Annotated in this window: 14 protein-coding genes; 10 read left to right on the plus strand and 4 right to left on the minus strand. The window is 41.1% G+C overall.

What is annotated here, in order from left to right; all coding sequences use genetic code 11:
* Window positions 1-405 precede the first annotated feature (405 nt).
* The 6 genes from E0E36_RS01910 (at window position 406) to E0E36_RS01935 (ending at window position 6,789) form a co-directional block, all read left to right on the plus strand.
* Window positions 406-1,104, plus strand: a complete 699-nt coding sequence (locus tag E0E36_RS01910) for a phosphatase PAP2 family protein (RefSeq protein ID WP_013664758.1) — start codon at window positions 406-408, stop codon at window positions 1,102-1,104.
* A gap of 74 nt (window positions 1,105-1,178) precedes the next feature.
* Complete coding sequence (locus E0E36_RS01915; protein WP_130854537.1) at window positions 1,179-1,679, plus strand: hypothetical protein; 501 nt, start codon at window positions 1,179-1,181, stop codon at window positions 1,677-1,679.
* A 28-nt stretch (window positions 1,680-1,707) separates the two neighbouring features.
* Window positions 1,708-2,283 carry a non-canonical purine NTP diphosphatase gene (locus tag E0E36_RS01920; RefSeq protein ID WP_013664756.1) on the plus strand — a complete coding sequence of 192 codons (576 nt, stop codon included), beginning with the start codon at window positions 1,708-1,710 and terminating at the stop codon, window positions 2,281-2,283.
* A gap of 10 nt (window positions 2,284-2,293) precedes the next feature.
* On the plus strand, window positions 2,294-4,786 hold the full coding sequence (locus E0E36_RS01925; protein WP_130854538.1) for a PIG-L family deacetylase: 2,493 nt from the start codon (window positions 2,294-2,296) through the stop codon (window positions 4,784-4,786).
* 2 nt (window positions 4,787-4,788) lie between these two features.
* On the plus strand, window positions 4,789-4,983 hold the full coding sequence (locus tag E0E36_RS01930; protein WP_013664754.1) for a hypothetical protein: 195 nt from the start codon (window positions 4,789-4,791) through the stop codon (window positions 4,981-4,983).
* Between the two features lie 111 nt (window positions 4,984-5,094).
* The gene (locus tag E0E36_RS01935; RefSeq protein ID WP_130854539.1) at window positions 5,095-6,789 is read left to right on the plus strand and encodes a sodium:solute symporter family protein; all 1,695 of its coding nucleotides are present in this window, start codon (window positions 5,095-5,097) and stop codon (window positions 6,787-6,789) included.
* A gap of 45 nt (window positions 6,790-6,834) precedes the next feature.
* On the opposite strand, the gene E0E36_RS01940 is transcribed toward E0E36_RS01935, so the two are convergent.
* From E0E36_RS01940 to kbl, 4 genes are all read right to left on the minus strand, one after another.
* The gene (locus tag E0E36_RS01940) at window positions 6,835-7,410 is read right to left on the minus strand and encodes a TetR/AcrR family transcriptional regulator (protein WP_013664752.1); all 576 of its coding nucleotides are present in this window, start codon (window positions 7,408-7,410) and stop codon (window positions 6,835-6,837) included.
* The gene (locus tag E0E36_RS01945) at window positions 7,411-7,842 is read right to left on the minus strand and encodes a Rieske (2Fe-2S) protein (protein WP_013664751.1); all 432 of its coding nucleotides are present in this window, start codon (window positions 7,840-7,842) and stop codon (window positions 7,411-7,413) included.
* Window positions 7,823-8,866 (minus strand): phenylalanine--tRNA ligase subunit alpha, encoded by a 1,044-nt coding sequence (gene pheS, locus E0E36_RS01950; RefSeq protein WP_041387171.1) that lies wholly within the window; start codon window positions 8,864-8,866, stop codon window positions 7,823-7,825. Before pheS ends, E0E36_RS01945 begins: the two co-directional genes overlap by 20 nt.
* A gap of 152 nt (window positions 8,867-9,018) precedes the next feature.
* Window positions 9,019-10,209, minus strand: coding sequence for a glycine C-acetyltransferase (gene kbl, locus E0E36_RS01955; protein ID WP_130854540.1), 1,191 nt, complete (start codon window positions 10,207-10,209; stop codon window positions 9,019-9,021).
* Window positions 10,210-10,390: 181 nt separating this feature from the next.
* Between kbl and E0E36_RS01960 the strand changes: the two genes are divergently transcribed.
* From E0E36_RS01960 to xseB, 4 genes are all read left to right on the plus strand, one after another.
* Window positions 10,391-10,876: a DinB family protein gene (locus tag E0E36_RS01960; protein WP_130854541.1), complete on the plus strand. Its 486-nt coding sequence runs from the start codon at window positions 10,391-10,393 to the stop codon at window positions 10,874-10,876.
* A gap of 127 nt (window positions 10,877-11,003) precedes the next feature.
* The gene (locus tag E0E36_RS01965; protein WP_165446900.1) at window positions 11,004-13,463 is read left to right on the plus strand and encodes a DUF5686 and carboxypeptidase regulatory-like domain-containing protein; all 2,460 of its coding nucleotides are present in this window, start codon (window positions 11,004-11,006) and stop codon (window positions 13,461-13,463) included.
* A 147-nt stretch (window positions 13,464-13,610) separates the two neighbouring features.
* Window positions 13,611-15,143: an exodeoxyribonuclease VII large subunit gene (xseA, locus tag E0E36_RS01970; RefSeq protein ID WP_130854543.1), complete on the plus strand. Its 1,533-nt coding sequence runs from the start codon at window positions 13,611-13,613 to the stop codon at window positions 15,141-15,143.
* Window position 15,144: 1 nt separating this feature from the next.
* The gene (gene xseB / locus E0E36_RS01975; RefSeq protein WP_013664745.1) at window positions 15,145-15,363 is read left to right on the plus strand and encodes an exodeoxyribonuclease VII small subunit; all 219 of its coding nucleotides are present in this window, start codon (window positions 15,145-15,147) and stop codon (window positions 15,361-15,363) included.
* Window positions 15,364-15,370: the final 7 nt, after the last annotated feature.

Consider the following 15,370-nt stretch of genomic DNA (forward strand, 5'->3'; position numbering starts at 1 on the left):
GTAGTGCCTCAACGTGCAAACCGCAAATTTCCTAGGTGATATTTTAATAGAACGGAGGGCTTTTGCGGGCAGCCGACAAGGCCTCGGGTGGGGGATAAAACGGCCTTGGAGGATACCGATGCAACGAGCAGCAAAGCATTTGCACCTCTGTTCATGTTGCACTATCCAAGCGGATTGAGGAAGTGAAACGGCTCCAATACGCGCCGTTGATGCTTTGCCATCAGGTGCAAGGTAGCCTACACGAGCCTTGATTTTGCTCAACTTTTATCAAGAAAAGTTGATTAAAATAATCGTTCCTTTAATATTACAAGCTATTGTACGTTAAAAATGGCTGCCTAAGTAACAAGTTGCTGCTTGCAAAAACATAAACATTTTCATTATGTTTGAAATGTTAAGCATAAAAAAATGAATACATCGGCCTCTTACGAATACAGTTATCTAACATTTTTAAAGCAATTCCCCGTATTTATTTTATTACTAGTTTGCTTTCAGCTAATTGGTATCACGTGCTCGCTTATTTATTCGCAAGCCGAGCTATTCTTATGGGTCAATCGTCTACATGACCCCATGGCCGATCAGATTTTTATGCTCATTACGCATTTGGGTGACTGGCCCGTTACAGTGGCTATAGCTTTTATTTTCCTTTTCATTAATTGGCGTCACTCATTTTTATTGGTATCTACTATGCTCTATACCGGTTTCTTTACGCAGGTAATAAAGATGATTGTTAAGCACCCACGACCAGCTGTTTTTTTTGAGCACGGAGAAGCGATTTATACCATTAAAGATTATGTCTTACAAAACTCACTTAGTTTCCCTTCCGGCCATACCACCTGTATATTTTCACTTACCATCACTTTATCTTACATCTTTGTCAGCCAAAGACGCCAACCCTGGTTCTTTTTGATTGCTCTCTTGGTAGCCCTATCACGTGTATATCTATCTCAGCACTTTTTCAAAGACCTGTTAGCAGGATCGCTGATTGGCACTTTTTTCGCGTTGCATCTTATTTGGCTATTTGAGCGATCCGAGTGGTTTCATAAAAAAAACACGAACAGTAATCTACTGGAATTCTTAAAGAAAGGTAAAAAACCCGTTTCATAACTAGAATTCGCTCGCTAAGTTTGCATCTCGGTGTAGATTCTTCTATTTTCGTTTGGGTTTACCACAATCGTACTATGACGCAGTTGAATACTACCAATCCTTTCGCTTTACGTTACCTACTGGATGATTTGCTCTTCGATTTCGAAGCTGACTTTCCTGCAGCAACCGAGCAATCACCAAATATTGATCGCCCAACTTTCAACGTTCTTGGAGCCAATAAAAGCCGTATTCTCTATTTGGTAGAAAATATGACCGAAGGGCATTTCTCACCGGCGGCCTTGGATGCCTTTACCAAAACATTACACGCTTTAGGTCTTGCACTGGATGATGTGGCGGTTCTGAATCTTGCTCAAATAGAAGCGGGCGTAAATTTTGAAGACCTATGTAGTTATTTTGATCCTCAACGGATTATATTCGCCGGACCATCACCCGCTAAAGTAGGCATAGATGGCTTATCTCTTAATATAGCGTCTTCTCAACAATCCATCGAATTACTTTACACCTATTCTTTTGAGGAAATGTTAACAGATACAAATAAGAAGAAGCTCTTTTGGCAAGCCGTAAAAGCCTTTTAAACACAAGCAATTTTAACACATGGAAGATATGCAACAACTGGTTTTTGCAACGAACAATAAACATAAACTGGAAGAAGTTCAAGCAATGGTGAAAGGTCTATTCTCCATTCAATCCTTATCAGAAATACAGTGTGAGGTCGATATCCCGGAAACCGCCGACACCTTTGAAGGCAATGCTTCGCTTAAAAGTGAATACATCCTAAGTAATTATGCCCGCGATTGCTTTGCGGACGATTCCGGGCTGGAGGTGGAAGCGCTAAACGGAGAACCGGGTGTTTACTCCGCTCGCTATAGTGGTTCGAGAGACATGGAAAAAAACATCGACTTGCTATTATCCAAATTAGCTGACAAAACCAATCGGAAAGCGCAGTTCAGAACCGTTATTTCCTTGCGATTGGGAGGAGAGCACCATTTCTTTGAAGGTATTGTTAAGGGCTCGATTACACAGGAACGTATTGGATTAAGAGGATTTGGATACGACCCAATTTTTATTCCGGATGGCTACATAAAAACTTTTGCGGAAATGTCGGCCGACGAAAAAAATCAGATCAGCCATCGGGCGGTCGCCATACAGAAATTAGTTACCTTTCTCAAGAATCGTTAAACATTGCCGTATGCCTCGTAGACAATTGCTTCCCCTGCTTATTATTAGTTTGATTACGCTATTTGTCCAACCCTTGTTGGCACAGAACGCATCCACTAATAACGCTGCATCTATCAGATTGCGAATCCAAAAATTAAACACGCTGGGCAGTGTGCTTTACTTTGCAGCACATCCTGATGATGAAAATACACGGCTGATCGGCTGGCTAGCAAATGAACGGCTTTATCGAACCGGTTACTTGTCGTTAACACGCGGCGACGGCGGACAAAACCTTATTGGTACCGAACAAGCCGAAGAGCTTGGTTTGGTACGGACTCAAGAGCTATTAGCGGCGAGAAGGGACGATGGCGGAGAACAATTTTTCTCGACAGCCAACGATTTCGGTTTTTCCAAAACTTTTGACGAGACTTTTCAAATATGGAATAAAGAAAAAATTTTGGCAGATGCTGTTTGGGTAATCCGGAACTTTCAACCTGATGTTATTATAACTCGATTTCCGGGCGACCCAAGAGCGGGACATGGACATCACCAAGCCTCGTCTCTCTTAGCACAGGAGGCCTTTAAAGCTGCCGCAGATCCATCTCGTTTTCCGGAGCAGCTAAAATATGTAAAACCTTGGAAGACCACTCGAATTCTCTGGAACACCTATAATTTTGGCAGCGCGAATACAATTAAGGAAGGACAATTTCGAGAAGATTTAGGACAATACAATTCCTTTATTGGCAGAACCTACGGTGAGATTGCCGCTATCAGTCGAACCAACCACAAAAGTCAGGGCTTTGGCACCACCGCTCAAAGAGGCGAAATGTATGAATATTTTGAAAGTTTAGGAGGCACCCCTCCCCGGAAAAGTTTATTCGACGACATCAATACCAGCTGGTCGAGAGTTCCCGCTTCGAGAAAAGTACAAGAATTGGTGCAGCAGTTACAAGAGCATTACAATTTAGCGCATCCCGAATATTCTATTAAAAAGCTTACGGAACTTCTTACCGAGCTAGAGGGCTTGGGAAATAATTATTGGGCTCTTCAAAAAATAAAAGAAGTAAAAGGGCTTATTTTGGATTGTGCAGGGATCTGGGGCGCCTGCTTAGCCGATGACGAAAAATACGCGCTCGGTGAAACTGTTCACGCGAGCACTCATTTGGTGGTACAAAAACCCGGGTTATCTGTTTCGCTTTTGGCACTAAAAAACGGTGATCAAACCGAGTCTTTTTTAAGCAGTACAACCAATTTATCGTATAATCAGCCGCAACAAATAAAAACCACCTTTGAAGCAAAAACAATTACGCAACCCTACTGGTTAGCCTTTCCGCATCAACTAGGTTCATTTACGGTAAAAGATCAAAAGCTCATTGGGAAACCGGAAGCCGGCAATCTTCTTCCACAGGTAATTGCCACCTTGTCTATCGAAGGAAAAGAAATAGACTATATTTTTCCCGTCACCTATTCATATAATGATCCCGTACGTGGTGAGGTAAATAATCCGATTGTTATAGCACCCCCCCTGACCGTCAATCTCAATCAAAAAGCGATCATTTTTAATGGAAATGAACCAAAGCAAATCGAGGTCTCTTTTACGTCTAACGGTCATCACAGCCAAGCGGATATTACGCCCGTGCTTCCGCAAGGCTGGCGGATGGAACCGGCATCCTTTTCGGTCGATTTGGAAGAAAAAGACGACGAATTGGTTAAACTAGCAACCATTTATCCATCATCTAACGCTTCCATGAACGACTCTCTCTCTTTCGAGGTTCGTTATAGAAATGGCCAAAATGAAATAGCGAAATCGATACGGACCATTCGCTACGACCACATTCCACGAATCAACTGGTTTCCGCCGGCAAGTGCTCGTTTAAGTAAAATTGAGACCGGGGTATCTGCCAAGCGCATTGGCTATTTACCTGGAGCCGGTGACCTCGTTGCCGCATCATTGCGTGAGATAGGGTTACAGATGGATGTTTTATCCGAAAACGATATTATGCATCAAGATCTTCAACAATACGATGCCATTATTACAGGGATTAGAATCTATAACGTGAATGATCGTATCCGTTATATACAACCCAAACTACTGGATTATGTAAAAAATGGCGGTACGCTTGTAGAACAATATAATGTAAGTGGCGGACTGAAAACCACCCAAATTGGTCCATACCCCTTTACTATCACCAGAGAGCGTGTTACTAACGAAAATGCACCGGTTCGCCTCATCGAACCGCAACATCCCATTCTTCAATATCCCAACAAAATAACGGCGGACGACTTCGAAGGCTGGATACAAGAACGGGGGTTATACTTTGCATCCAATACCGATAGTCATTACCAATTACCTTTGGCTATGAATGACTCGGGTGAAGCAGAGAGCAAAGGGTCACTTTTAGTAGCAAAGTATGGAAAAGGTAAATATGTTTACACATCTCTTTCTTTTTTCAGAGAATTACCGGCAGGAGTGCCCGGTGCTTATAGATTATTTGTAAATTTGCTCGCAAAAGAAAACAATTAAACATGGAAAATCAAGAAAAGAAAATCAACACAGACTCTTTATTCTATCTTATCGGTGCTTTTTTTGGCGCTTTAACCGGAGGCTATTGCGCCGAATCTTTTTGGGGTGTAGTAGGCGGATTGGTTATTGGTCTGTTTATCGCTATGTTTTTCTTGAATGCTTTAGTAAAGCGCAGAAGTGAGGAAGAACCTGCCTAAAGATAAAGGCCTCCCCCCTTTTGTAAATAGCTGGCATCAATTCTACTGGATAGTGTTGATTTGGCTATTTGCGCTGATTCTATTGTTTTACTTATTCAAAATAACTTTTGAATGAGTTTAATCGATTGGATCGTACTTTTCAGCACGCTGTTGCTGATTGTTGTCTACGGCGTATATAAGAGCCGTGGCAGCAGCAATATTGATGGCTATCTATTAGGGAATAAAACACTTCCTTGGTATCATATAGGCTTCTCCGTAATGGCTACACAAGCCAGTGCCATTACGTTCCTTTCAGCTCCCGGACTTGCTTATTCCTCGGGTATGAGCTTTGCACAGTTCTACTTCGGCGTACCCTTGGCGATGATCGTACTGAGCATCACTTTTGTCCCTATTTTTCACCGAATGCGGGTCTTTACCGCCTATGAATACCTGGAAAAAAGATTCGACGTAAAAACACGTGTCTTCACTGCATTTCTGTTCCTTATACAGCGCGGTGTATCCACCGGCATTACCATTTATGCTCCTTCTGTTATCCTTTCGAGCATTTTGCAGATAGATGCTACTTATACGACCTTGTTCATTGGCTGCTTGGTGGTGATGTATACGGTATGGGGAGGAACGAAGGCCGTCTCTTATACCCAACTGCTGCAGATGGGTATCATCTTTATCGGCTTGCTTTCAGCGGGTGTAATGGTTGTCCACCTATTACCATCCGATATCGGTTTGGTAAAAGCCCTGCATATAGCGGGAAAATCCGGGAGAGCCAATGCGATTGATTTCTCTTTCGACTGGAATAACCAATATACTTTGTGGAGCGGTTTAATAGGCGGTTTTTTTTTACAATTGTCTTATTTTGGCACCGATCAAAGTCAGGTTGGACGCTACCTGACCGGCTCCTCGATACGCGATAGTCGACTGGGTCTACTAATGAATGGCCTTGTTAAAGTTCCGCTTCAATTTCTGATATTAATGATCGGCGTCCTCGTTTTTGCCTACTATCAGTACAATCAGCCCCCTATTTTCTTTAATAAACTGGAATTAAACAAAATTGAAAAAAGTCCCTATCAATCTGAATTACAGCAGATCAAAGAGCAATTCAATACGGTTTTTCAAGAGAAACATCGTTTAATCAATAAATTGAGCAACGCGTTGGACACGCATTCTGATGCTGAAATTGCCGACATCAGAAAAGATTTACATAGCGCCAACCAAAAAACGACCGAAATCAGGGAAGAACTAACCCGCCTCATGCAAAAGAATGACCCGAAAGCAGATACGAATGATAACAATTATATCTTTCTTAATTTCGTCACGGAAAAGCTTCCCAAAGGGCTCGTAGGCATCTTAATAGCCATTGTTTTTTTAGCTTCGATGGGATCAACCGCGAGTGCGCTCAATTCGCTGGCATCAACATCTGTTATTGACATCTACAAACGATTTATTCATCGGGATGGCAGTGCCAGTAATTATCTAAACGTGTCGAGGCTTATGACCTTATTTTGGGGTATATTTACGATTATCATTGCACTATATGCCAATCGTCTTGGTAATCTCCTTGAAGCGGTCAATATTCTGGGGTCCTTATTTTACGGCACCATCTTGGGCATATTTATTGTTGCCTTTTATATGAAACGCGCGAAGGGAACTGCGACCTTCATTGCTGCTATTTTTGCCGAAATTTTAGTCATTATTTGTTGGCGCGCAGATATGATGGCCTTTTTATGGCTTAATTTAGTCGGTTGTGTCTCGGTCATGTTCTTTGCCACCTTAATCCAGGCTATAATACCTCGCATATCAAAAAATTGATGCCTTAAAACGAAGAATCTAAGTCCTAAAAGTACCGAGTAAGGGTTAACTGACGGTTGCTTTCACTAAATAAGGTAGTATCTCTTTTTGAAAGGAAACAAAATACTTTCGAACATCGGCCACACTTACGGCCGTAAAAGCGAACGAAAACACAATACTTTTGCTCGACTTAATTAAAAATACTAAGTTTTCTTTAGGTATACCGGGATCAATAATATGGCTCTCGTTAAAAGAACTGATCAGTAAATTCTCCAAATCGTCAGAAAGCGTTTTTAAATACTCTTGTGCATTGGCCGACTCTCGAATGAAATCCCAGCCAATAAATTCATTACAGATGGTATAGGTTAAACGACTGACCTTCAAAATAAGATTACTTAAATACGTGCCTTGATCGGTAGCCGTACTTGGGTTATGTATGAGTTCGTCTACGCCGACCTGAATATAATCCATTAGGATGGCATGTAAAACCATTTCCTTGCTATCGAAGTATTTATAAATGGTAGCTTTGGCTATTTTAGCCTTTTTCGCGATCTCATTGACGCTGGTTTTGTTATAACCATAGCGTCGGAAGAGATCCTTTGCCGACCGTTTGATACTTTCTTTAATTTTATCTGCTTCCATTTAATTAATAACTCTTATAAGATTCCCATCTCTCCTCACCTGGTAAGGTTTTAACGGTCGCTCAGCCGGAGCCTTTGAAGGCATACCGCTTCTGATATCATATTTCGCACCGCTGCATGGATCTACCAAAATAATACCGGTGTCATCCACATTTACAGCACACTTTTTTTCCGGATTAACTGTACTGCAACGATCGTAGGCTACATAACCGCTTCCTGTATTATAAACAATTATACCGGCAACACCACCGGTTTCCGACACGGCGTAGCCTCCCGCCACCTCCAGTTCGTGGTATTGGGTGGTAGAAAACGTTTGGTTAACAACCACCTCAGGAATCCCATAATAGTCTTTTCCACAGCCGCAGACGATAAAGATCAGCAACGGACATATCTTCCAGAGGAAGCTCTTTGTCTTAAATTGTCTCGGTTTCAAATTGTCTTAAAAAACGTATATCATTTTCAGAAAACAAACGCAAGTCTTTGATTTCATACTTCAAGTTAGTTATGCGCTCAATGCCCATTCCAAAGGCAAAGCCTGTATATTTCTTTGCGTCAATCTTACTGTTTGTTAACACATTCGGATCCACCATACCACATCCTAGGATTTCAACCCAACCAGTGTATTTACACATATTACATCCCGCTCCTTTGCAAATGGTGCAAGAAATGTCCATTTCAGCAGACGGTTCCGTAAAAGGAAAATAAGATGGACGGAAACGAACTTTGGTTCCTTCACCAAAAAGTTCCTGAACAAAATGGTATAAGGTCTGTTTTAAATCAGCGAAAGAAACACCTTCATCGATATATAAACCCTCTATCTGATGGAAAAAACAATGTGCTCGAGCGGATATTGCCTCATTTCTATAGACACGTCCCGGCATAATAGCACGGAAAGGAGGAGTCCCACTTTCCATCATTCGTACTTGCACCGATGAAGTGTGCGTACGGAGTGCAATATCATTACCTTCTTGTTTCCTGATAAAGAAGGTATCCTGCATGTCTCTTGCGGGATGTTCTTCCGGAAAGTTAAGCGCCGTAAAATTATGCCAATCATCTTCAATTTCCGGACCCTCGGCCACAATGAAACCAAGTTTTTTGAAGATTTCCACAATCTCTTTTCGTACAAGGGACAAAGGATGGCGAGTACCAATTTCAAAACCAGGTCCGGGCAGGGTCAAATCCTGTTCTTTCGAATCCTTTGAAGAGTCGGCAGAAACCTCGAATAAATCCTTTGTTTCGGCATATCTTGCTTCTGCCAATTGTTTAAATTCATTCAACACTTTGCCCAAAAGCCGCTTTTCTTCACTCGAAACATTTTTGAACTCTTCAAACAATCCTTTGACGATCCCTTTCGCTACCAAAAATTTCAGTCGATAGTTTTCGACTTCTTGTTGTGAATGAGGAGTCCAATTGTTTATCTCTTCTGTATATTGATTAATTTTTTCCTGTATACTCATTTTTAACTCTTTATAAAATAAACAAAGCCCAGCCAATGGGCCGTTTATTTTTTGCAAACTTAGATAAAATGCTCGAAATTCACGAACAGCAGCGAAGCACCGGCCTTCCTGTTTGCATTAATTAATTCCATACAATTATCAATTTATCTTAACTAGTTAATTACACCCAATTGCTTTCCTACCTTGGTAAAAGCGGTGATTGCTTTGTCTAGATGTTCCTGTTCATGAGCAGCAGATAATTGCACGCGGATCCTGGCCTTTTCTTTAGGAACAACAGGATAATAGAATCCGATTACATAGATCCCTTCTTCCAGCATTTTAGCGGCAAACTCTTGTGCTAATTTAGCATCGTAAAGCATCACCGGAACAATGGGATGGAATCCAGGCTTAATATCAAATCCCGCTTCCGCCATCTTCTCTCTAAAGTACTTGGTATTGTATTCTAGTTTATCCCGTAATGCCGTCGTTTCGCTTAACATATCCAGAACTGCGATAGAAGCGCCAGCAATGGCCGGTGCCAGTGTATTGGAAAACAAATAGGGTCTTGAACGTTGACGAAGCATATCGATGATTTCCTTTTTCCCCGAAGTAAATCCGCCGGAAGCACCACCCAAGGCTTTTCCCAAGGTCCCTGTAATAATATCAATGCGGCTCATAACACCAAAATGCTCGTGTGTACCTCTTCCTGTTTTACCGATAAAGCCCGTGCAATGCGATTCGTCAATCATAACCAAGGCTTCGTATTTATCCGCCAAATTACAGATCTTATCCAGCGGAGCGACCACCCCATCCATCGAGAAAGCACCATCGGTAACAATAATACGATGTCTAGCGCCTTTTGCAGCAATTAATTGCTTTTCCAAATCCTCCATATCCGCATTCTTGTATCGGAAACGTTGTGCTTTACATAGGCGAACGCCGTCTATAATAGACGCATGATTCAATTCATCAGAAATGATGGCGTCTTCTGCTCCAAATAACGGTTCAAAAACACCCCCATTCGCGTCAAAGGCTGCCGCATACAGAATGGTATCCTCCGTCCCAAGAAACTTAGCTATTTTTGCCTCCAGCTCTTTATGTATATCCTGTGTCCCGCAAATGAATCGTACGGAAGACATGCCGTAACCATGTGTGTCTATTGCTCTTTTTGCAGCATCAATAACTTTTGGATGAGACGAAAGCCCTAAGTAATTATTCGCGCAAAAATTCACAACTTCCTTGCCTCCACTTACTTTTATATCCGCGCCTTGAGGAGTCGTGATAATACGTTCCCGCTTATATAAGCCTGCCTCTTCTATTTCGGCCAATTCTTTTTGCAATACAGGTTGAAGTGTTTTATACATAAATTCAGTGATTTGCGGTAAAAATACAGATTTAATGATAAAAGCTGAAAAGATGATAGAAATGATTATCTTTCGGTAATCGATCTAAACATATAGCGACTCCGATTAGCTATATGTTAAATCTGTGCCGGATTTTTTATCTTTGGAATACTGTAAACCATTATATTTTAAGCCTTATTTTATGAGTAATCTGTTAATACAAAATCTAGTAAAGCAATTACAGGATGTTCAAGACGGTGACCTATGGTTAGATGAAAACTTCATAAAAAAAATTGATACATTAACACCGGAGCAGGCGCTCACTCGGCCCATTCCCGATATACACAGTGTTGCCGAAATCGTTTCACATCTGTTGGAATGGAGAAGGGATTGTATCCGTAAGTTGCAAGGCCAAAAAAGCACATTGACCATAGAAAGCAACGAAAACTGGCGTTCGAACAATGAGTTAAAGCAGATAGGATGGAAAAAACTGAAAGATGATTTTTATGCTTCTCAATACCACTTGATACGCTTGATTGAAATACGGGATGATGCCTTTCTCGCTCAGGAATGCGGCACATACACCTTTCAAGCGCTGTTGGAAGGGATGATACATCACGACCTTTACCATTTAGGCCAAATAGGAATTTCCATTAAACTACTAAAAGTTAACGGCCTTTTAAAATAAACCCGGTCTAACCTGCTCATCTCGTTATATCGGGTTTAGCACGTAAACCCTTATTAACATACTTTAACAAAAATAAATGTAACCTTTCAGGCTTGCAGACCATCTTAAGAGCATATCTCATATGCTGATGAATCGAATCGTTACCCTTATTTTCTTTCTGTTTACAAATATTGCCGTAGCTCAACAACTAACTTTAAAAGGATCGATACGCGATGCCGATGGCTTTCCGATACCATTTGCGACTATTGTTAAAGAAGGCTCTTCGATTGGCACCTCGGCAAATAAAGAGGGACATTTTAACCTATCGCTACCGGAAGGCCGGCACCAATTAAGTATTTCGGCAGTGGGCTACAAGCAAAAAACAATCACCGTGAAACCGCCTCAACACGACAGTCTTATCATTCACTTAGATGGGGAGATTTACACATTACAGGAGGTAGTTATCGGAAACCGGGAAGACCCCGCTTATTCCATCATTAGAAAGGCAATAAAGAAAAGGCCCTATTATTTAAAAGAAACAGGCCCCTATCACGCACATGTATATATAAAAGGCTTGCAACGTTTAATTAAAGCACCAAAGAAATTCTTTGGTGTTGATATGAACGAGATTGGAGAAGAAATTGGCCTGGATTCTGCAAGAAAAGGCATCATTTATTTATCTGAATCGGAGTCCAAGATTACCGTCAATCCGCCCAAGGATTTCAAGGAAGAGATGATCAGTTCCAAAATTTCAGGCGATAATAAAGCCTTTAGTTTCAATAGGGCCTCTGAGCTTCAACTTAATTTTTACGAGAACTACCAACATATTGTTGAAGGTTTGAGTAACAGGCCCTTTATTTCTCCCATTGCCGATAATGCTTTAGCATATTATCGATATCAATATCTAGGCACCGCAGAAGAGAAAGGGAAGACGATTATCAAAATTAAAGTAATTCCTAAAAGAAAGGCAGAGCCACTTTATAAAGGCAATATATATATTATTGAAGGTGAATGGCGTATTCATAGTGTGAATTTTCTACTTGATAAGGAGTCGAGCATCAACTTTGTCGATTCGTTGAATCTCAAACAGCTTTATACAGAAGTAACGGAAAACAAATGGATGCCTTCTAATATCCAATTGGATTTTAAGGCTGGTCTACTTGGCTTTCAAGTTGGTGGTTATTTTACGGCTATTTATCAAAACTATACCTTTATCGATGCGCCCGATAAGAGACTTTTTCGGGAGGTATTATCTATAAGTGGAGACGTGAATAAGAAAGACAGCCTGTATTGGGCGAAGAACAGGCCAGTTCCATTAAGTCCGGAAGAACAAAAAGACTATATAGCAAAAGATAGTTTATATCGTTTTCATCAATCGAAAGCGTATTTGGACTCCATCGACAGAAAGAATAATCGCTTCAAACCACTGACATTTCTAACGAGTGGGTATAACTACCGCAATCGTTATAAGAAAGAATCCATTCGCTTTAACGGCCTCTTAACATCAATGCTCTTTAATAGCGTTGAAGGTTTGGCGATTAATTACGGTATAAATTACAATCGACAACTCGACAGCGGGCTAAATCGATATTTTCGTATAAATGGACGCATTCGATATGGATTTGCAAACAAACACCTCAATGGTATCGTGAGCACGGATCTTCCTGTTAAGAATCAAACCTTCGTACTATCTGGCGGTAGGGATGTCCTCGATCTAAACAACCAGGGTTCACTTCCCACTTTATTAAATAGCCTGTACACCTTATTTGTCGGGGAAAATTATCAAAAACTCTACGAAAAAACCTTTGCTTCCATAGCGTGGAGCAATACCTTGCCGGGCAATATTAAAATCAGCCTGCAAGCGGAATGGTCAAACCGCCATTGGCTACCCAATGCTAGCGGATTTACGTTCCGGGATCGTAATTCAAATAAGCTTACCTCCAACAATCCCTTACAACCGGACGCCGACGTTCCGCTTTTCACAGACAATAAATCCACAAAAGTCCGGGTCGGTTTAAGTTATGACTTTTCAAATCGTTATGCCATGTACCCAACGGGCAAACGTTATCTGGTTTCTAAATATCCAACCTTTGGTATCCAATATACTAAAGGCATTAAGAATGTCTTAGGCTCAGATGTCGATTACGATTTGCTTACCACAAGTGTTCAAAAAAACAATATGGGCCTAGGTCTATACGGCAAGGTGTCCTTTTCAGTTAGCGCTGGAAGCTTTTTTAACAATAAGCAACTTTTTTATCCGGATTACAAACACTTTAATGGAAATAGAATCTTACTCGTTGACCAGCAGCTAAGTTCCTTTTTAGCCTTAGATTATTATCAGTACAGCACCCCTTCCAATTTCGTGGAAGCCCATATGGAGTATAATCTCGGCGGTATGTTCGTCAGTAAGGTGCCCCTATTACGAAAGCTGAAGCTTGAAGAGCTTATTGGATTGCATTACCTACACACGTCTGAATTAAGTAATTACAGTGAATTGCATGTTGGTTTACAATGGAAAATGATCCGACTAATGTATGCGCATTCAAGAAGTGCTGCCCAGCCCCTCAATCAAACAAATACATTAAGGATAGCCTTAAAACTATTTTAGTGGGGAGGTCGTTAGTCGAAGCGTACTTCATACAATCGACGCTTTTAGACTGGTATTTCTGCAAGCTATTTAAGAATCTACACTATAGCGTAGTGTAAAAAATCAACTCCTCTTCGCGAATGTCGTGCATTTTATCTAAGTTTGAGTATGCCCGAAATAATTGCAGATAAAACTATCTTTTCATTGGCGGAGGTAGCTCGCAGCATCCAAAAGACAATAGCAGACCGCTATAAAAGCTTGTATTGGATAAAGGCTGAAATGAACAAACTAAATCACTATTCTCATTCAGGTCATTGTTATCCCGAGCTGTTGGAGAAGCTAGAGGGAAAGGTCATTGCAGAAATTCGGGCAACATTATGGAAAAGCGACTATGAGCGTATTAATCAGCGTTTTGTCGAAATCATTAAAGAGCCATTAAAGAATGGGATCAATATACTTTTACAAGCATCAATTAGCTACGATCCTGTACATGGATTGAGCCTACATATTGTCGATATCGACCCTTCGTACTCGTTAGGAGAATTGGAACGAGAAAAACAGGCCAGTATTGCTTTGCTGAAAGAAGAGGGCCTTTTTGAGGCAAACAAACTGTTGCCTTTTCCTTTACTGCCTAAACGTATCGCCATCGTTTCGGTAGAAACGAGTAAAGGCTTAGCCGATTTTTTAAAGATTATCGATCATAATTCTTTCGGTTATCGTTTCGAGTACGAGTTGTTCCCGGCTCTTTTGCAGGGTGAAAAATCCGTGATCTCCATCATCGATCAGCTAGCCAAGATCCGTTTACAACTGCAACGTTTTGATGTCGTTGCGATCATAAGAGGAGGTGGAGGAGAGGTTGGTTTAAGCTCTTACAACAATGTGTTATTAGCGAAAGCCATTGCCACTTTTCCTATCCCTGTAATAACCGGAATTGGCCATGCGACCAATGAGACCGTTTCAGAGCTAGTTGCCTATAAAAATGCCATCACGCCCAGCGCGTTGGCTGATTATCTTTTACAACATTTTCACAACTTTGCTCGCCCGGTAACCTATGCGGAACAGGTACTTCGATTGAAAACGCAGCAGCTCTTCGATAATCAGCAACAATTGCTAAATAACAACATCCGCTATTTTAGAATGGCGAGCTTGAATATGTTACATGAAAACAAGCATCAATTAGCGAATTTACGTAACCGTACACTTCAACAAAGCAAATATCAACTGGCCCAGGAGAAAGGATCGTTTCAACGCCTTAAAAGCCAATTATCCACGCAGTCAAAGCGCACTTTAATGGAAGAAAAACAGGCCATCACTTTTCTAGGACAACGATTGAAACGTGAGAACCTCCATTTAAGCAAGCGTTCAAGACAGGTAATTCGGCAAATCAGAGATCAACTAATCCGCCAAAGCCATCAGATCGCAAAAAAGCACCATGCAGCTCTCACAACATTACATAAAAATCTAGCACCTGGCACCAAGAGATTATTAGTGGAAGCGACTAAATCACTGGACAATCAAGAGCGCCACCTATCTATACTCGACCCACAACATGTACTGAAAAGAGGGTATAGCATCATGCTTTTTCAGGGAAAAGCTGTAACTGATGCGCAGGTCTTGAAGGTGGGCGATAAGGTAAAGACGATTTTAGCATTTGGCGAAACAGATAGTCAGGTTACTTTTGTAAACGAAATAAAGAAATAAAATGGATAAGCAATTAAGCTATACATCAGCATTTGAAGAACTTCAGACAATCGTGGAAGAAATCGAAGATGGAGAAATTACGGTAGACGAGCTTTCAAACAAAGTGAAGCGTGCGGCATTGTTAATCAAAATCTGCAAAAGTAAACTAACTGAAACCGAAGCAGACGTCAATAAGATTTTGGAGGATCTGGACAATGAAAATTTGAAGGAAGATGAATAGAATGCAT

It is taken from the genome of Olivibacter jilunii, from assembly GCF_900607235.1.
In the GTDB taxonomy this organism is placed as follows: Bacteria; Bacteroidota; Bacteroidia; order Sphingobacteriales; family Sphingobacteriaceae; genus Olivibacter; species Olivibacter oleidegradans.